Origin of the sequence: Enterobacter hormaechei ATCC 49162 (genome assembly GCF_001875655.1) — a bacterium.
Taxonomy (GTDB): Bacteria; Pseudomonadota; Gammaproteobacteria; order Enterobacterales; family Enterobacteriaceae; genus Enterobacter; species Enterobacter hormaechei.
Map to the genome: position 1 here is coordinate 629440 of NZ_MKEQ01000002.1, position 18920 is coordinate 648359.

Below are 18920 nucleotides of genomic sequence, written 5' to 3' on the forward strand. Positions count from 1 at the left end.
AAAAACCTGCGTTTGTTTTTTAACGCTTTTTTGTCTTTCTTCCTGCTATAAGTGCTTTTGATTTCAAAAGAGATGAACCGGCGTTCTTGGATACTAAAACATCGTTTTATTTTATATTATTGCGATTTATTTCTGCGTCATTCGCTTAATGGTGGAAATGTGATCAGCGTCGAAACGCTGTTTCAATATAGTGAGGGAGGTGGCATTTTTGACTTTTCACGAACGTTCGCCGCGGGCCATGAGGAAGAGATAACGAAGCAAAAGGGGAGCGGGAATAAGAATAGTCACGCAGCGTGGCTAACTACCAGATCTGATAGCAGGTCTACAGATGTACCAATTCGCCATTCAGATAATTCTTACATTCTTGTATGATTTGTTACACCGGAACCAGTCAGGCAGAATTTCACTGCATCCTTAAAAGAAGAACAGTTATGTCAGCGATGGATTTCAAAAAACATACGGATCTCAACTTTCCTCACTATGCTCCCCCGGCGGTCAGCGCTAAAGAAATAGATCTTCTGGGTCTGCTGGACGTCCTGCTGGCAGCCAAAAAACGCATCATCACCATTGTCTTTGCCTTTGCACTGGTCGGCCTGGCAATCGCCTTCCTGATACCGCAAAAATGGACCAGTAAAGCCGTCATTACGCCCGCGGAACAGACGCAGTGGAGTTCGCTGCGCCAGATGATGGTGGCGCTACAGGTGCTTGACGTCGACGTGAAAATTACACGGGCGGATGTGTTTAATCTGTTTATCAAAAAGTTTCAGTCCCAGTCCCTGCTTGAAGAGTACATGAAGAGTTCACCTTACGTGATGGCTCAGCTCGATGGCGCCGAGGTTGACCCGCTGGAGCTGCATCGCGCGGTAGTCAATATTGCCGAAAAGATGAAGGCTATTGATAACACGCAGGAAAAAAATGCTGATAAAGCGCCGTATCTCTCCTGGACATTAAGCTTCACTGCCCCAACGGCAGAGGACGCGCAGAAAGTGTTGAACGGTTACATTCAGTACATCTCCCGCATCGTTGAGCAGGAGACCATGCAGAACATTCGTGACCAGCTGATCCTGAGAACCAAAACGGTACAGCAGCAGCTGGAGCTGGATCGGGTTCGTCTGACCAATATCCACAATACCAACCTGCAACGCCTGAACTACTCGCTGGAAGTGGCGAACGCGGCGGGGATCAAAAAGCCGGTCTACAGCAATGGACAGGCGGTGAAAGACGATCCGGATTATTCCGTTGCCCTCGGTGCGGACGGGATTGCGCAGAAATTGCAGATTGAAAAAAATCTCAAGGACGTTTCTGAGCTGAACGCCGATTTCCAGAACCGCGAATACTATCTGGCACAGCTGCAAAAACTCTCCTTCGAAGATGTGAGCCTGGAGCCGTTCAAATACCAGCTCTCGCCTTCCATGCCGGTGAAAAAAGATGGCCCGGGCAAAGCCCTGATCGTGCTGCTGGCGTGTATTTTGGGTGGACTGTTTGCCTGCGGCAGCGTGCTGCTGCGCGAGGCAATGAGCACCCGCAACCCGCTGCCGGAACAACTTCCTGAGCCGGTTACGGAATAACAGCAAATAAAGGCGCTCAGATGAGCGCCTTTTTTTATTTCAGGAAGTCTTCGCGTATCGGCGTAAAGGTATCCAGCAGGGTACCGGGTTTCAGGCAAACGCAGCCGTGCATCACGTGTGGCGCTTTGTAGAGGGTGTCGCCCGCCGTCACCACATGCTTCTCCTCGCCAATGGTGAACTCAAATTCCCCCGAGAGAACGTAGGTAAGCTGCTCATGCGGATGGTTATGCATCGGGCCAATCGCGCCTTGCTCAAAATTCACTTCAACCGCCATCATCCTGCCGTCGTGCGCCAGAATACGACGCGTCACGCCATTGCCCAGATCCTCAAGCGTGGTCTCTTTATGGAAAATAAACATATTTTCGCCCTGTTATGTAATGAAACATTGTTTCAATTAACTTATCTCACCCGCAGCGAAAAGGAAACGTCTGGCCAAATAACTGGAAAGGCGATCACAAGTTTGCTTCACTGGGTGAAACGCACAGGAGGAAAGATGAAAACGATCGGTCTGTTAGGGGGCATGAGCTGGGAATCAACGATCCCGTACTACCGCCTGATTAATGAAGGCGTCAAACAGCGTCTGGGCGGTCTGCATTCGGCCAGCCTGCTGCTGCACAGCGTGGATTTCCATGAGATAGAAGCCTGCCAGTCGGGCGGGGAGTGGGACAAAGCCGGGCAGATGCTGGCGGACGCCGCGCTTGGGCTGGAGCGCGCGGGCGCGCAGGGAATTTTGCTGTGTACCAACACCATGCATAAGGTGGCGTCACACATTGAAGACCGCTGTTCGCTGCCGTTTTTACATATCGCGGATGCCACCGGGCGTGCCATTCGTGCCACCGGCATGACGCGCGTGGCGCTGCTGGGGACGCGCTACACCATGGAGCAGGATTTTTACCGTGGACGGCTGAGCAGTCAGTTTGGTATTGAAAGCCTGATCCCGGATGAGGCTGACCGGGCGCGCATTAATCAGATTATTTTTGATGAACTGTGCCTGGGCACCTTCAGCGAAACGTCGCGCGCCTGGTACGTCAGTGTGATTGAGAAACTGGCGCAGCAGGGGGCGGAAGGGGTCATCTTCGGCTGTACCGAAATTGGCCTACTGGTGCCGACAGACCAAAGCCCGATACCGGTCTTCGATACCGCCGCCATCCATGCCGCGGATGCGGTGGAGTTTATGCTGTCATAGGGGTTTTTGCAGGTCAGGTAAGCGAAGCGCCACCTGACGCGCGTGCGCAATCAGGTGTTCGCTAAACGCATCAACCAGCGCTGAGGCGGGCCGGTGCAGGGGGCGGATCAGGCTCACGGTAAAAGGAACGGAAACGCTGAAACGGCGCAGGACCACGCCGCTGCTGGCGTAGTCCATGGCCGTGAGCGGGTTCACCACCGAAATCCCCACGCCCGCGCGCACCATCGCGCAGATTGACGCCGCACTGTGCGTTTCCACCACCATCCGCCGCTTCACCTGATGTTCGGCAAACAGGCCATCCAGAAGCTGTCTGTAGCTGTCGGTCTGCGACAGGCTGATATAGTTCTCACCGTGAAAATCCGCCGGGGTCAGCACCGCTTTGTGGGCAAGCGGGTGGCTGGCAGGCAGCACGCAGACCTCATCCAGCGACAGCAGCTCCGTGCGTTCCGTCCCCGCTGGCGTGACGAGGGTTTCGGTCAGACCCAGATCGTGGCGCTGAGCCGAAAGCCACTCCTCCAGCAGCGGCGACTCCTGCGGCACGATGGTCAGGCTGACCTCCGGATAGCGGGCCAGAAACGGCTGTAGCAGCACCGGCAGGAATGACTGGGAAAAGACCGGCAGGCAGACAATGGACAGCTCGCCCTGGCGAAACTCCCTCAGGCTCTCCGCCGCGCTCACGATCCTGTCCAGCCCGTACCAGGAGCGCTGAACCTCCTCAAACAGACGTAGACCCTGCACCGTCGGATGCAGCCTGCCGCGGGTGCGTTCAAACAGCTTCAGCCCCAGCACTTTCTCAAAGCGTGCCAGCTCGCGGCTGACCGTCGGCTGCGAGGTGTGCAGCATGTGCGCGGCTTCTGTGAGATTGCCGGTGGTCATCACCGCATGAAAAATCTCGATATGGCGTAGGTTAACGGCGGGCATAGGGCACCTGGTGGCTGAGCGTTATCCATATCATTTTTGCATAGACTCACGATAAAACGATATTTTTTATTCTCTTCAGGCTATGGCGTAATGATAAAAAAACAGCTTTCCGGAGATGACCATGCCACGCCCACTCAACCAGACCGAGACCGATTTGAACGCCGATAACCTGCTGCGCCTGCCTGCCGAATTTGGCTGCCCGGTGTGGGTCTACGATGCGCAGATTGTCCGCGAGAAGATCGCCGCGCTGCATCAGTTTGACGTGGTGCGTTTTGCGCAAAAGGCCTGTTCCAATATTCATATCCTGCGCCTGATGCGCGAGCAGGGCGTGAAGGTTGACTCGGTATCGCTGGGGGAAATCGAACGTGCGCTGGCGGCCGGGTTTGATCCTAAAGCCGACAGCGACGCGATTGTTTTCACCGCTGACCTGATAGACGACGCCACGCTGGCGCGCGTGCACGAGCTGCAAATCCCGGTCAATGCCGGTTCGGTGGATATGCTGGAGCAGCTTGGTCAGGTTTCCCCGGGCCATCGCGTCTGGCTGCGCATCAACCCGGGCTTTGGTCACGGCCACAGTCAAAAAACCAACACCGGCGGCGAAAACAGCAAGCACGGGATCTGGTATGCCGATATGCCTGCGGCGCTGGAGGTTTTACAACGCTACAACCTCAAGCTGGTGGGCATTCACATGCATATCGGTTCCGGCGTGGATTATGGCCATCTTGAGCAGGTCTGTGGCGCAATGGTGCGTCAGGTTATCGATTTTGGTCAGGATCTGGAGGCGATCTCCGCCGGGGGAGGGCTATCGATCCCCTACCGCGAAGGGGAAGAGGCGATCGACACGGATCACTACTATGGCCTGTGGAGCGCCGCGCGTGACAGCATCGCCGCCCATCTGGGCCATGCGGTGAAGCTGGAAATTGAGCCGGGTCGTTTCCTGGTCGCCGAAGCTGGCGTGCTGGTGGCGCAGGTGCGGAGCGTGAAGGAGATGGGAAGCCGTCACTTTGTGCTGATTGATGCTGGCTTCAACGACCTGATGCGTCCGTCCATGTATGGCAGCTATCATCACATCACCGCGCTTGCCGCCGATGGCCGCGATCTGCTCAACGCCCCACGCATCGAGACCGTCGTTGCCGGGCCGCTGTGTGAATCCGGGGACGTCTTTACTCAACAGGAAGGCGGGAAAGTCGAAACCCGTTCGCTGCCAGAGGTAAAACCGGGAGATTATCTGATGCTGCATGATACCGGTGCGTACGGGGCGTCGATGTCTTCGAACTACAATAGCCGCCCGCTGCTGCCGGAAGTGCTGTTTGATAACGGCGTGGCGCGGCTGATTCGCCGTCGCCAGACCATTCAGGAGCTGCTGGCGTTAGAGCTGGTCTGATTAAACCACGGGCCTGTTGTCACCGAATCGCGTAACACCAGCGTGCCGGTGAACGGCGGGATCGCCTCAACCGGCTGGTTTTTTGCCAGCCGGATCGCCTGGTCGATCGCCGTGACGATCATGCTGTCGATCGGCAGATACACCGACGACAGGGCAGGCTCCAGCCACTTTGCGCTGGGGGCATCGTCAAAACCAAACAGCGAAATATCCTGCGGGATCTTCAGCCCGGCCTGGTGTAATGCTTTGGAGGCGCCCAGGGCCATATCATCGTTACAGGCAAACAGGGCGCTGAACGGCGTCTTTTCCGCAATCAGCTCCTTGCACAGCTCGTAACCCCGCGTCATGCCCGCATCGCCGTACTTAATCCGCCGCTCATCGAGACGAATGCCGTGCTTCTCCAGCGCCTTACGGTAGCCCATCAGCCGCGCTTTGCCCGTCGGCGTGTGGATCGGGACGGTGATACAGGCGATCTCCCGGTGGCCCTGGCTTATCAGGTAATCCACCGCTTTGAAGGCCGCGTCCTGCTGTTCAAAGAAGACGCAGCGATCCGCCGCCTGACTCACTTCACGGTTAATGATCACCAGCGGCGTCTGCACGCTGTTAATAAGCTTCAGGATCGTCTTTTCGCTCATGTAACGCGTGTACAGCACGATGGCGTCACACTTGCGGTCAGCAAGCATCTGCACCGCCTGTTCTTCCTGCTCAGGGGCATCGTGACCGTCGGTAACAATCAGTTGTTTACCGTGCGTTTCGGTCTGCCGCGACGCCTGCTGAAGCAAACGGCCAAAGTAAAAACCGTCGAACGTCGAGACGACCAGACCAATGCTGTTGCTGGTCTGGTTAGCCAGCGAACGCGCGAGAAAATTCGGACGATAGCCCAGCTCCTCCATCGCACGAAATACCTGCTGACGCGTGCTCTCTTTAACCTGACCTGTGCCGTTCAGCACGCGCGAAACGGTGGCCTTCGACACGCCCGCACGCAGTGAGACATCCAGCATTGTTGCCATTCGAAATTCCTGTTTCCACGTAATGGTTCGCAGTTTAACACAGACCATCCGGCGCATAAGCGGCGTGGGAAGGGCAAAACCCCATAACGATCACGCTTTTCGGTAACGATCCTCGTCCGCGGGATAAATGGCTGTTATTGGCATGCCAAAATAGTGATAAATCACAATCTGGAATACCTCTTACCTCGCTGAGAGCTTAATCACAGAATAAAACGCCTGCGGACGCTATTTTTGGCATACCAATAGTATCCGGCTGTCCATCTTATTCAATAAAAGCCCTTTTACTGAGGTATTACCCTATGGCATTTCAGGAAAAACTGATCGACGCTCTGGGCAGTTTTGCCACCACCTTCAACAGCTATCGCTATATCCAGGCGATCAAGTCTGCGTTTATTACCTTAATGCCGGTCATCATTGTGGGGGCGTTCTCGGTACTGATCTCCAATATGGTGCTGGATCCAAAGAACGGTCTGGCGAGCTTTCAGTCCCTGTCGTTTCTCGCGGCGTTAAAGCCGATCACCAGCGCGCTCAACTATGCCACGCTGAACTTTCTCAACATCGGCGCGGTGTTTTTGATCGGTATTGAGCTGGGGCGTATAAACGGTATCAAGTCCCTGTTCCCCGGCCTGCTGGCGGTGATCTGCTTTATCTGCGTGACGCCGACCACGGTGGAAATGCTGGTGGACGGCGAGATGCACGTGGTGAAAGACGTGCTGCTGCGCCAGTTCTCGGATACCCGCAGCCTGTTCCTCGGTATGTTTATCGCTATCCTGTCGGTGGAGATCTACTGCTGGCTGGAAAACCGTAAAGGACTGAAAATCAGGATGCCGGACACGGTGCCGCCGAACGTCGCCGCGTCGTTCTCTGCACTGATCCCGGCCATTATCACCACTACCGCCATCGCCACCTTTGGCTTCGTGTTTCATCAGGTGACCGGTATGTATCTTTACGACGCGGTTTACCAGGTGGTGCAACAGCCGCTGGAGCGCGTGGTGCAAAGCCTGCCGGGGATCCTGCTGCTGATGTTTGTCGCCCAGCTGTTCTGGGTGATTGGTATTCACGGCAACCAGATGATCAAGCCGATCCGCGAGCCGCTGCTGCTGGGGGCGATCACCGTTAACATGAGCGCCTTCGAGCAGGGCAAAGAGGTGCCAAACATCATCACCATGCCGTTCTGGGACGTCTATATGAGCATCGGCGGCTCCGGCCTGACCATCGGCCTGCTGATAGCCGTCATGATTGCCACCAAACGTAAAGAGATGAAGGAGATCGCCAAACTCTCCATTGGCCCTGGCATTTTTAACATCAACGAGCCGGTGATCTTCGGCATGCCAATCATGCTCAACCCGATCCTGGCTATCCCGTTCATCATCACGCCGCTGGTGACAGGCTCCATAGGCTACTTTGCCACCGTGACCGGATTTGCCGGGAAAGCCGTGGTGATGGTGCCCTGGACCACGCCGCCGCTGATTAACGCCTGGCTGTCAACCGCGGGCTCCATGGGGGCGGTGATCACCCAGTTTATCTGCATCGTGACCGCGGTGATTATCTATCTGCCGTTTGTGAAGATCGCTTCACGCCGCGCAGAGCAGGCCGCACTGCAACAAGCCACCGATAACGCATGAGGACAGGATGAGCACAAAACAGATAGCCATACCGCAAGATTTTATGCTGGGCGCGGCGGCATCGGCCTGGCAGACCGAGGGCTGGAGCGGCAAAAAGCCGGGGCAGGATTCGTGGATCGATCTCTGGTACAAGAACGATCGTCACGTCTGGCACAACGGCTATGGTCCTGCGGTGGCAACCGACTTTATCAACCGCTTCCGCGAAGACGTGGCGCTGATGAAGCAGGCGGGACTGACGCACTATCGCACCTCGATCAACTGGTCGCGCTTTTTGACCGACTATGAAAACGCCACCGTAGATGAAGAGTACGCCGCCTATTACGACGCGCTGTTTGATGAAATGCACCGTCAGGGCATTGAGCCGATGATCTGCCTGGAACACTACGAATTGCCGGGTGTGCTGCTGGAGACCTACGGCGGCTGGGCGTCGAAGCACGTCGTCGAGCTGTTCGTTCGCTATGCGGAAAAGGTGTTTGAGCGCTTTCACGGCAACGTCACCCGCTGGTTTACCTTCAACGAGCCGATTGTGGTCCAGACGCGCGTCTACCTTGACGCACTGCGCTGGCCGTATGAGCAGAACACCAGCACCTGGATGCAGTGGAACCACCATAAGGTGCTGGCGACGGCGAAAGTGGTGAAGCTGTTTCGTGAGAAAGGGTATAACGGCTCGGTGGGCTGTATCCTGAACCCGGAAGTGACCTATCCGCGCTCGCGCGCGCCGCATGACGTGCGGGCGGCAGAGATGTACGATCTGTTCTACAACCGTGTCTTTCTCGACCCGCTGGTGCACGGGCGCTATCCGCAGGCGCTTTTTACCCTGCTGGCGCAGCATCAGGTGCAGTGGGACTACACGGCTGACGAACTGGCGCTGATTGCCGACAACACCGTCGACGAACTGGGCATTAACCTCTATTACCCGCATCGCGTCAAAGCCCCGTCCCGCGCCTGGCACCCGGAGACGCCGTTCCATCCGGCATACTACTACGAGCCGTTTGAGCTGCCAGGACGGCGGATGAACACCTCCCGCGGCTGGGAGATCTTCCCGCGCATTATTTACGACATGGCGATGCGGATTAAAAACGACTATCGCAACATTGACTGGTTTGTAGCGGAAAGCGGGATGGGCGTGGAGAACGAAGCTCAGTTTCGCAATCGCGACGGTGTTATCGACGATACCTACCGCATCGACTTTATCAGCGAGCACCTTTACTACACGCTGCTGGCGCGTGAAGAAGGGGCTAACTGCCACGGCTATATGCTGTGGGCGTTCACCGACAACATTTCTCCGATGAACGCGTTTAAAAACCGCTACGGGCTTATTGAGATCGACCTTGAAAACCATCGCGCACGGCGGGCAAAGAAATCGGCATCCTGGTTCCGCCAGCTGCGCGATGAGCGTGTGCTGACGCTCAGGGTTGACGATGAATGGAAGTAAGCCTTCTGGTAAAATAGCGCACAAACTGGCCGGGAGGACGTCCGGCCCGCGCATTAACTGAAAAACACAGGTGAAAACGTGGATAAGGCTGTCATCCTGCCGGAAAAAAAACAGTACCAGGAGATTGGCGAGGATTTACGGGCGCAGATTATCCAGGGACATTATCCCGTGGGATCGCGTCTGCCGCCGGAGCGCAACATCGCCGAGACGTATGGCGTGAGCCGCACTATTGTGCGAGAGGCGCTGCTGATGCTTGAGCTACAGGGGACGGTGGATATTCGTCAGGGATCGGGCGTGTACGTGATGCGCATTCCGGAGGAGCATGAAAACGAGGAAGAGCGTTTTCTGAACAGTGACGTGGGTCCGTTTGAAATTCTTCAGGCCCGTCAGCTGCTTGAAAGCAACATTGCTGCCTTTGCCGCAAAAATGGCGACGCGGGCGGATATCGATAACCTGCGCCGCATCATCGAGCAGGAGCAACGGGCGATTGCCGCCGACGACCGCAGCCAGGACAACAACAAAATGTTCCACCTGGTGCTGGCGGGGGCCACACAAAACCAGATGCTGCTGGCGACCGTTGAGAGCGTCTGGCATCACATGGACAGCAGCCCGCTGTGGCAGCAGTTCAACGGCCACATCGCCAGCCGCGCCTGGCGTCTGAAGTGGCTCGGCGACAGGCAAACCATTCTCGCTGCGCTCCGCCGCCGCGACGTGATGGGCGCATGGCAGGCGATGTTCCAGCATCTTGAGAACGTCAAAAAGAGCCTGCTTGAACTGTCAGACGAAGACGCACCGGATTTTGACGGCTATCTCTTCGAATCGGTTCCCCTTTTCCAGGGGAAGCTGGTGTGAATATTCTGCCGCTTCACGCTGCGCCGCAGTTTACACAGCAGGTAATCGACTGGATCTGGGAAGCGTTTGGTGAAGGATTGCCGCGCGCCTTTTTCCAGAGCATCGTCGAGCACAGCCTGACGCCGGGCGCGTTACCGCTCACCTTTATTGCCGTTGAGAATGACCAGCTGCTGGGCACCGTTGGGTTATGGCGTTGTGATTTGATTTCCCGGCAGGATCTCCACCCGTGGCTGGCTGCGCTGTATGTCGATGAAGCGGCCCGGGGAAACGGGCTGGCGGGAAAACTTCAGGAGCATGTGAAGGGCTATGCGCGACGCGCCGGGTATCACGAGCTTCATCTCTGGTCTGCCTGCCGCGACTTCTACGAACGTTACGGCTGGCACTATATCGGCGATGCGCTGGAATACCCGGATAAAACCGTCCATCTCTATCGCTGTTCGCTTGCGGCTTCCGCAGGCGAGACCACCGAGTGACGGCGCACTAAGGTTGGGCTGAACAGGTGAGTAATTTCCGGTGGCGGGCGACGCTCGGCCAGCGCTAACGCCAGTTCTGCCGCCTGCGTGGCCATGGTTACAATCGGGTAGCGCACGGTGGTCAGGCGAGGGCGCACGTAGCGCGACACCAGCACATCATCAAAACCAATCAGCGAAATTTCGGCCGGAACGTCAATCCCGTTGTCATTTAACACGCCCATTGCGCCTGCGGCCATGGAGTCGTTATAGCTGGCCACGGCGGTGAAATTTCGCCCGCGGCCCAGTAGCTCCGTCATCGCCTGCTCGCCGCCACTCTCATCCGGTTCACCGTATGCCACAAGACGATCGTTGCACGGCAGACCGGCTTCGCGCAGCGCGTCGTAATAGCCCTGAAGGCGATCTTCCGCATCGGAAATTGGGTGGTTGGAGCACAGATAACCGATTCGGGTATGGCCCTGCTGGATGAGATGACGGGTTGCGAGCCATGCGCCGTAACGGTCGTCGAGCGCCACACAGCGGGTTTCAAAACCGGGAATAATACGGTTGATAATCACCATCCCCGGCATCTGTTTCATCAGATGGATCAGCTCGGCATCGGGGATCATTTTGGCATGGACCACCAGCGCCGCACAGCGATGACGGATCAGTTGCTCAATGGCCTGGCGCTCTTTCTGTTCATTGTGGTAGCCATTACCAATCAGCAGGAAATTACCGGTGTGATAAGAGACTTGCTCTACGGCTTTGACCATCGCACCAAAAAACGGATCGGACACATCCCCGACCACCAGCCCGATGGTTTCTGTCGACTGTTGGGCAAGGGCACGCGCGTTGGCGTTTGGGTGATAATTCAGGTTTTCCATGGCGTCCTGCACGGCCTGGCGCGATGCATCACTGGCTTTAGGGGAGTTGTTGATCACGCGGGAGACGGTCGCGACGGAAACACCCGCCAGACGAGCCACATCCTTAATTGTCGCCATTCAATACCTTCTTATAGGGGTAAGCGTTTACACACTAACTAGTGTTGCGGAAAAGCGGCGCGCATTCAAGGGGAGCGGGTGAGCGTCCTCTGCAAACGTGATGCAGAACATCCCTCGCGGTGTAAGCGTTACACGGCCAGTCATGTCTGAATAATGTCATTCCGAACCTTTAGTTACACTTTGCCTCAGGCTGTTGCGATTGTCCGTTAGCAACGACCCACCGTGAATTGCTAGAGTCGAGATCCCAGAGGTATTGATAGGTGGAATCAACTTCGGTTGATTAACACGATTTACACCAACCTGCGTTTTACGCAGGTTTTTTTTTGCCTGTAAGTTCAACCTGTAACAGCAACAGAGAATATTCACACCTGGTTGCATTTCGGCTCATTCCCTTGCGTTTTCCCGCTGGCGAAGCCCGTCGCCGGAGGCCACAATCAAGATCCCAGAGGTATTGATTGGTGAGAATTTCTGGTACGTTTTCGTACTCTTCTCTTGCACCAACCTGCGCGGATGCGCAGGTTTTTTTTGCCTCTGTTTTTGCTATCGCCCCCTCACGACTTCTCGTGTAATCTGCCACCATTTATACCTTTCACACTGGCTGGCAAAGGGAGTTGAAATGCTTTTTGGGTTCTTCCGCACACTGTTCCGTCTCCTGTTTCGCATCCGCGTAACTGGCGATACGCAGGCACTCTATGGCGAGCGTGTTCTAATCACACCGAATCACGTCTCTTTTATTGATGGCGTATTGCTGGCGCTGTTTTTGCCCGTGCGGCCCGTCTTCGCGGTGTACAGCTCCATCAGTGAACAATGGTACATGCGCTGGCTCAGGCCGCTGATTGATTTTGTGCCGCTCGACCCAACCAAACCGATGATGATTAAACATCTGGTGCGTCTGATTGGACAGGGGCGTCCGGTGGTTATTTTCCCGGAAGGGCGGATTTCGGTGACGGGCTCCCTGATGAAAATTTATGACGGAGCCGGTTTTGTCGCGGCGAAGTCTCAGGCCACCGTCGTGCCGATACGCATTGATGGGGCCGAGCTGACCTTTTTCAGCCGCCTGAAAGGGCTGGTGAAGCAGCGTCTGTTCCCGAAAATCACGCTGCATATTTTACCGCCGACGTCACTGCCGATGCCCGAGGCGCCGCGCGCGCGTGACCGCCGTAAAATTGCCGGAGAAATGCTGCACCAGATTATGATGGAAGCGCGTATGGCCGTTCGCCCGCGCGAAACGCTGTATGAATCGTTGCTGTCGGCGCAGTATCGCTACGGCGCGAAGAAAAACTGCATTGAAGACATCAACTTCACGCCGGATACCTACCGTAAGCTGTTGACCAAAACGCTGTTTGTCGGGCGTATCCTCGAGAAGTACAGCAAACAGGGCGAAAAGATCGGCCTGATGCTGCCGAACGCGGGGATCAGCGCGGCGGTGATCTTTGGTGCCGTCTCCCGGGGCCGCATTCCGGCGATGATGAACTACACGGCAGGTGTGAAAGGGCTCTCCAGCGCGATTACCGCAGCACAAATCAACACCGTCTTTACCTCCCGCCAGTTCCTGGAAAAAGGCAAGCTGTGGCACCTGCCGGAACAGCTGACTCAGGTGCGCTGGGTGTTCCTGGAAGATCTGAAAGCAGACGTCACGGCCGCCGACAAGCTGTGGATTTTCGCGCACCTGCTGATGCCACGTCTGGCGCAGGTCAGGCAGCAGCCGGAAGACGATGCCATTATCCTCTTTACCTCCGGCTCTGAAGGTCATCCGAAAGGTGTGGTTCACAGTCATAAAAGCATTCTGGCGAACGTCGAACAGATTAAAACTATCGCTGATTTTACCGCCAACGATCGCTTTATGTCGGCGCTGCCGCTGTTCCACTCATTTGGTCTGACCGTGGGGCTCTTTACGCCGCTGCTGACCGGGGCCGAAGTGTTCCTCTACCCAAGCCCGCTGCACTACCGCATTGTGCCGGAACTGGTCTATGACCGTAACTGTACCGTGCTGTTCGGGACATCCACCTTCCTCGGTAACTACGCCCGCTTCGCCAACCCGTATGATTTCTTCCGCGTACGCTACGTGGTGGCGGGGGCGGAAAAACTCCAGGACAGCACGCGCCAGATCTGGCAGGACAAGTTTGGCCTGCGCATTCTGGAAGGCTATGGCGTGACGGAGTGCGCCCCGGTGGTCTCTATCAACGTACCGATGGCGGCAAAACCGGGCACGGTTGGCCGCATTCTGCCTGGGCTGGACGCGCGTCTGCTGGCGGTGCCGGGCATTGAAGATGGCGGACGCCTTCAGCTGAAAGGGCCGAACGTCATGAATGGCTATCTGCGTGTGGAAAATCCGGGCGTGCTTGAGGCGCCGACGGCTGAAAACGTCAACGGCGAGGTTGAAACGGGCTGGTACGACACGGGCGATATCGTGCGCTTCGACGATCAGGGCTTCGTGCAGATCCAGGGACGTGCAAAACGCTTCGCCAAAATCGCCGGGGAAATGGTCTCTCTTGAAATGGTCGAGACGCTGGCAACCGCCGTCTCAGCGGAGAAAATGCATGCGACCGTGGTGAAAAGTGATGCCAGTAAAGGCGAGGCGCTGGTGCTGTTTACCACCGACGGTGAACTGAAGCGTGACGCGCTGCTCAGGTATGCGCGCGAACACGGTATCCCCGAGCTGGCGGTGCCCCGCGATATTCGCTACCTCAAACAGTTACCGGTGCTGGGCAGCGGTAAACCCGATTTCGTGACCCTGAAGGGCATGGTTGAAGAGGCGGAACAGCAAAATGCGTGAGTCAGTGCACACTAACACTTCAATCTGGTCGAAAGGCATGATGGCAGTTATTGCTGCCCAGTTTCTTTCCGCGTTCGGCGATAACGCGTTGCTGTTTGCCACGCTGGCGTTGCTGAAAGCGGAGTTTTATCCCGACTGGAGCCAGCCGATCCTACAGATGGTGTTTGTGGGTGCTTACATTGTATTTGCACCCTTTGTCGGGCAGGTGGCGGACAGCTTCCCGAAAGGTCGGGTCATGATGTTTGCCAACAGCCTTAAGCTTCTGGGCGCGGCAAGCATTTGCTTTGGTATCAACCCGTTTGTCGGCTACACGCTGGTAGGCATTGGCGCGGCAGCCTACTCCCCGGCGAAATACGGCATTCTGGGGGAACTGACCACCGGTGATAAGCTGGTGAAGGCCAACGGCCTGATGGAGTCCTCCACCATTGCGGCTATTCTGCTGGGTTCGGTGGCGGGAGGCGTACTGGCAGACTGGCATGTGCTGGCCGCGCTTGGCATCTGCGCCCTGATGTACGGCGGCGCGGTGATCGCCAACCTGTTTATCCCCAAACTGGCCGTGGCGCGTCCGGGGCAATCCTGGCGCTTCGGGCCCATGACCGGCAGCTTCTTCAACGCCTGCCGCGTACTGTGGCGTAACGGTGAAACGCGCTTCTCGCTGATGGGCACCAGTATGTTCTGGGGGGCCGGTGTTACGCTGCGTTTCCTGCTGGTGCTGTGGGTGCCGGTGGCGCTGGGTATAACTGACAACGCCACGCCGACTTACCTGAATGCCATGGTCGCCGTCGGGATTGTTGTCGGGGCCGGGGCTGCGGCAAAACTGGTGACGCTGGAAACCGTCGCGCGCTGCATGCCTGCGGGGATCCTGATCGGCGTCGGTGTTCTGTTCTTCTCCCTGCAACATGCCCTATTGCCGGCCTATGCCCTGCTGTTGCTGATTGGCATGTTAGGCGGTTTCTTTGTGGTGCCGCTAAACGCGCTGTTACAGGAGCGCGGCAAGCAGACCGTTGGGGCGGGCAACGCCATTGCAGTGCAAAACCTTGGTGAAAACATGGCGATGTTACTGATGCTGGGGATTTACTCGCTGGCGGTAAAAGCAGGTGCGCCGGTTGTGGCAATCGGTGTGGGATTCGGCGCGCTGTTCGCGCTGGCGATTACCGGGCTGTGGGTCTGGCAGCGTCGGCGGTGAATTGTGCGGCCTGATGCCCTCACCCCGCCCCTCTACCACGGGGAGAGGGTGAAAACCCTAAAAACGGCAACGTGCGTTGCCGTTTTGCTTTTATTACGGTGCCGGGTAGGTATAAACCTGATGCACCGCTTCAATCTCCGCTAACACCTCTTCACTCAGGTTCAGATGGAAACTCTCAATATTCGTTTTCAACTGATCCATCGTCGTTGCGCCGAGCAGGGTACTCGCCACAAACGGCTGACGACGTACAAAGGCCAGCGCCATCTGCGCCGGATCCAGCCCGTGACGCTTCGCGATATCCACATAGGCCGCAACGGCTTTTTGCGTCTGCTCACCGCTATAGCGGGTGAAGCGGCTGAAAAGCGTGTTACGCGCGCCAGCCGGTTTCGCGCCGTTCAGATATTTGCCCGTCAGGGTACCGAAGCCCAGACATGAGTAGGCGAGCAGTTCCACCTCTTCGTACTGCGTTACTTCCGCCAGACCCACTTCATAACTGCGGTTCAGCAGGCTGTACGGGTTCTGAATGGTCACGATGCGCGGCAGGTCGTGTTTATCGGCCAGATGCAGATAGCGCATCACGCCAAACGCCGTCTCGTTGGACACACCAATGTAGCGGATCTTACCCGCGCGCTGGCACTCCGTAAGCGCTTCCAGCGTTTCCAGCAGGCTAACGGCCGGGGCACTCTCGTTCCAGGTGTAGCCAAGCTTACCGAAGCAGTTCGTCTGACGCTGCGGCCAGTGCACCTGATAAAGATCGAGATAGTCGGTTTGTAGGCGCTTGAGGCTGGCATCCAGCGCGGCACGGATATTCTTGCGATCGAGGATCTGGTTAGGGCGGATCCCGGCATCGTTATTACGGGAGGGGCCGCTAACCTTAGAGGCGATGACCAGCTTCTCGCGATTGCCGCGTTTCGCCAACCAGTTGCCGACATACGTTTCGGTAAGACCCTGTGTTTCCGGGCGTGGAGGAACAGGGTACATCTCTGCCACGTCAATCAGGTTAATGCCCTGGCTGACGGCGTAATCGAGTTGTGCATGGGCATCGGCTTCGCTGTTTTGTTCACCAAATGTCATGGTGCCCAACCCCAGTTGGCTGATCTCCAGAGCGCTGTGGGGGATACGGTGATAATGCATAGCCGCTTTCCTTTTTTAGACATACAGACCGCGTCAGGAACCTCCCGACAAAGGAATATAAACATGGCAGAGGGAAGACAAAAGGGGAAGGAAAAAATCAAAAAGGCCAGCAAGCTACTGACCTTTATCTGTTTAACGCTCGATGATCTGGGAGACTTCGTCGCGATTAATCTGCATTTGATTGCCTTCGCGATCGCGGTAGCTCACCAGACCGGTATCGTCGTCGACTTCGGGTTTGCCATCGGTCAGGATCATACGACCATCTTTCGTTGACATGACATAGTCGCTGCTACAACCCGATACCGCAAACGCTAAACCGACTGCTGAGATAATTACTGCCCATTTTTTCATCGTTCTCATCCTCACCTAGCTCGTATCAAATCATAGTGTAGTAATAACCTGATATTACGACAGGTGAAAGGGGGGAAATCTTAAAAAGGAGGAGATTCTGTTAGCCGGAGCGCAAAATTAGTAAAAAACTATGTTTTCAACAGGAAGTGGCGTGCCAGCAGCGCCCCGGTGAAATTCTTTTTGAGATAGAAACCGCGCGGCAACGTCAGGATCGGTTCCCCCTTGGCACCTACCGCTTCAGTGAGCGCTTTACTGTTGGCGGCTTTGGGACGAAGTTGCAGTACTTCGCCATGCCGGGCGGTGATCCTCTCAACCTGTCCCAGCACAATCATATCCATCAACTCCTCCCAGTCCTGGGAAAGCTGTCTCTCCTCTTCTTCGTTCGGGCTCCAGAGCAGCGGCGCCCCAACGCGACGCGCTGCCAGCGGGATCTGCCTGTCGCCCTCAACGGGTACCCACAACACCCGCTTCAGCTTATGCCTGACGTGACTGGTTTCCCATGTCACTCCGCTGTTCCCCGTTAGTGGCGCAACGCAGACAAAGGTCGTTTCCAGCGGCCGCCCCTGGCTATCGATGGGGATCGTCTTTAGCTCAACGCCCAGCGCCGCAAAATCTTGCTCGGGTTTACTGCCCGCGCTTGCGCCCAGCCAGCGCTCCAGCAACACGCCAATCCAGCCCTTATCACGCTTCAGATCGTTGGGTATCGTCAACCCCGCCATCACGGCCAGCTCACCCAGTGAATAGCCTGCCAGACGTTGTGCCTGCTGGAGCAATTGCACTTCACTGACGGGAGGGGAGAGCAGGGGGGCGAGAGAATGCATGCTAACAACCTTCTGGTTAAAAAATGAGCTGATATTTTATCCCTTGTGGATAGAGTTTACCTTTTTCTGAGTACATATTCCATGTGGATGATTTATATCATCTTTTTCAGGATTTATTCCGTCATGGCGCCGCAAAAAAACAGGTTGTGCAATTCTGGTCACTGACAATAAACAGGATCTTACACCATGTTATCCACAGAAAAATGGGATAACTGGGAATAACCGCCACTACTGTTTCAATTTACAGCCTTGACGTGCGATGAAAATCGAATTTTCACACAAATTGTGCCTAACTTATTGGCACAATCTGTGGATAAAACCGACGCTGTTCGATCTTTCATCAGCAGGAGGATCTTTGATGTGACAATCGTCACGTTAATCGCCTTTAGCACCCTGGGTTTCAGTTTAACCAATTGAATATAGATGTTTTATTTTAATATGGATAAACTGATGACTCATCGGGCTACAAGGTTGTTCATCGGTAATTCCGTACTTCTTCACAACTCTATCCACAGAAAAAGTGAATAAAAATGGTCTCGATTGCCTGCATCTGTTCATAACTCCTGGCAAAATTGTGAGTTATTCAAATGTTATTAGGTTGCAGGCCTGTAAGAGAGTGGTTTACCGCCTCCCTGTAGTGTGAAACAATCATTCATATATCAGATTTAGTTTGGGGTAGTCCGGTGATTGATGACGATGGCTACCGCCCAAACGTAGGAATAGTAATTTGTAATCGTCAGGGCCAGGTGATGTGGGCCCGGCGATATGGTCAGCACTCCTGGCAGTTCCCGCAAGGCGGGATCAATCCTGGAGAGTCCCCAGAACAAGCGATGTACCGGGAGCTGTTTGAAGAGGTTGGTTTAAGCCGAAAAGATGTTCGCATCCTGGCTTCGACCCGCAACTGGTTGCGTTACAAGTTACCGAAACGTTTGGTGCGTTGGGACACAAAGCCGGTTTGTATCGGCCAGAAACAGAAGTGGTTTCTTTTGCAGTTGGTAGGCAACGATTCAGATATCAATATGCAAACCAGCAGTACGCCAGAGTTTGATGGCTGGCGCTGGGTAAGTTACTGGTATCCGGTTCGTCAGGTCGTGTCATTTAAGCGCGATGTATACCGTAGGGTGATGAAAGAGTTCGCAAGTGTCGTTATGCAGCTTCAGGAGACCCCTCCGAAGCCACAGAGCGCACCTGCCTGGCGACGTAAAAGAGGTTAAGCTACGCAAA

The 18920-nt window shown here is 55.7% G+C and carries 17 protein-coding genes; 10 read left to right on the forward strand and 7 right to left on the reverse strand.

The features are described 5' to 3' along the window. The first annotated feature begins 431 nt into the window (after positions 1-431). Positions 432-1568, forward strand: coding sequence for an LPS O-antigen length regulator Wzz(fepE) (gene wzz(fepE), locus BH712_RS22150; protein WP_032674034.1), 1137 nt, complete (start codon positions 432-434; stop codon positions 1566-1568). A gap of 34 nt (positions 1569-1602) precedes the next feature. Here wzz(fepE) and BH712_RS22155 read toward each other — a convergent pair whose 3' ends face one another. Further along, positions 1603-1926, reverse strand: a complete 324-nt coding sequence (locus BH712_RS22155; RefSeq protein WP_000469517.1) for a cupin domain-containing protein — start codon at positions 1924-1926, stop codon at positions 1603-1605. Positions 1927-2061: 135 nt separating this feature from the next. Between BH712_RS22155 and BH712_RS22160 the strand changes: the two genes are divergently transcribed. Beyond that, positions 2062-2754: an aspartate/glutamate racemase gene (locus BH712_RS22160; protein WP_006811832.1), complete on the forward strand. Its 693-nt coding sequence runs from the start codon at positions 2062-2064 to the stop codon at positions 2752-2754. Here the strand turns inward: BH712_RS22160 and BH712_RS22165 are convergent. After that, positions 2749-3675, reverse strand: a complete 927-nt coding sequence (locus BH712_RS22165) for a LysR family transcriptional regulator (RefSeq protein WP_006811831.1) — start codon at positions 3673-3675, stop codon at positions 2749-2751. The two genes, BH712_RS22160 and BH712_RS22165, sit on opposite strands and share 6 nt — an antisense overlap. A gap of 121 nt (positions 3676-3796) precedes the next feature. Here BH712_RS22165 and lysA point away from each other — a divergent pair, with 121 nt between their 5' ends. After that, a complete protein-coding gene (lysA, locus tag BH712_RS22170; protein ID WP_032674032.1) occupies positions 3797-5059 on the forward strand; it encodes a diaminopimelate decarboxylase in 1263 nt (420 codons plus the stop codon). Here lysA and BH712_RS22175 read toward each other — a convergent pair. Beyond that, complete coding sequence (locus BH712_RS22175; protein ID WP_032674031.1) at positions 5029-6066, reverse strand: LacI family DNA-binding transcriptional regulator; 1038 nt, start codon at positions 6064-6066, stop codon at positions 5029-5031. The two genes, lysA and BH712_RS22175, sit on opposite strands and share 31 nt — an antisense overlap. Before the next feature lie 299 nt (positions 6067-6365). Here BH712_RS22175 and BH712_RS22180 point away from each other — a divergent pair, with 299 nt between their 5' ends. The 4 genes from BH712_RS22180 (at position 6366) to BH712_RS22195 (ending at position 10451) form a co-directional block, all read left to right on the forward strand. Further along, a complete protein-coding gene (locus BH712_RS22180; protein WP_006811828.1) occupies positions 6366-7691 on the forward strand; it encodes a PTS sugar transporter subunit IIC in 1326 nt (441 codons plus the stop codon). 7 nt (positions 7692-7698) lie between these two features. Beyond that, entirely contained in the window at positions 7699-9126 is a 1428-nt protein-coding gene (locus tag BH712_RS22185) for a glycoside hydrolase family 1 protein (protein WP_006811827.1), read from the forward strand. 78 nt (positions 9127-9204) lie between these two features. Next, complete coding sequence (locus BH712_RS22190) at positions 9205-9978, forward strand: GntR family transcriptional regulator (RefSeq protein ID WP_003862809.1); 774 nt, start codon at positions 9205-9207, stop codon at positions 9976-9978. Further along, positions 9975-10451, forward strand: a complete 477-nt coding sequence (locus BH712_RS22195; RefSeq protein ID WP_006811825.1) for a GNAT family N-acetyltransferase — start codon at positions 9975-9977, stop codon at positions 10449-10451. Before BH712_RS22190 ends, BH712_RS22195 begins: the two co-directional genes overlap by 4 nt. Here BH712_RS22195 and galR read toward each other — a convergent pair. After that, a complete protein-coding gene (gene galR, locus BH712_RS22200) occupies positions 10406-11428 on the reverse strand; it encodes an HTH-type transcriptional regulator GalR (protein ID WP_006811824.1) in 1023 nt (340 codons plus the stop codon). The genes BH712_RS22195 and galR overlap by 46 nt on opposite strands. 616 nt (positions 11429-12044) lie before the next feature. On the opposite strand from galR, the gene aas reads away from it, so the two are divergent. Both aas and lplT read left to right on the forward strand, forming a co-directional pair. Next, the gene (gene aas / locus BH712_RS22205; RefSeq protein ID WP_006811823.1) at positions 12045-14204 is read left to right on the forward strand and encodes a bifunctional acyl-ACP--phospholipid O-acyltransferase/long-chain-fatty-acid--ACP ligase; all 2160 of its coding nucleotides are present in this window, start codon (positions 12045-12047) and stop codon (positions 14202-14204) included. Next, on the forward strand, positions 14197-15390 hold the full coding sequence (gene lplT, locus BH712_RS22210) for a lysophospholipid transporter LplT (RefSeq protein WP_006811822.1): 1194 nt from the start codon (positions 14197-14199) through the stop codon (positions 15388-15390). The genes aas and lplT overlap by 8 nt, the downstream gene beginning before the upstream one ends. 93 nt (positions 15391-15483) lie before the next feature. Here the strand turns inward: lplT and BH712_RS22215 are convergent, their stop codons facing one another. The 3 genes from BH712_RS22215 to mutH all read right to left on the reverse strand — a co-directional run bounded on the left by BH712_RS22215 (position 15484) and on the right by mutH (position 17696). Continuing rightward, entirely contained in the window at positions 15484-16524 is a 1041-nt protein-coding gene (locus BH712_RS22215; RefSeq protein WP_006811821.1) for an NADP(H)-dependent aldo-keto reductase, read from the reverse strand. Positions 16525-16656: 132 nt separating this feature from the next. Then, the gene (locus BH712_RS22220) at positions 16657-16875 is read right to left on the reverse strand and encodes a YgdI/YgdR family lipoprotein (protein ID WP_003862794.1); all 219 of its coding nucleotides are present in this window, start codon (positions 16873-16875) and stop codon (positions 16657-16659) included. 128 nt (positions 16876-17003) lie between these two features. Continuing rightward, positions 17004-17696 carry a DNA mismatch repair endonuclease MutH gene (gene mutH / locus BH712_RS22225; protein ID WP_006811820.1) on the reverse strand — a complete coding sequence of 231 codons (693 nt, stop codon included), beginning with the start codon at positions 17694-17696 and terminating at the stop codon, positions 17004-17006. A gap of 683 nt (positions 17697-18379) precedes the next feature. Here mutH and rppH point away from each other — a divergent pair. Beyond that, a complete protein-coding gene (gene rppH / locus BH712_RS22230) occupies positions 18380-18910 on the forward strand; it encodes an RNA pyrophosphohydrolase (RefSeq protein ID WP_003862791.1) in 531 nt (176 codons plus the stop codon). The last annotated feature ends 10 nt before the right edge of the window (positions 18911-18920 follow it).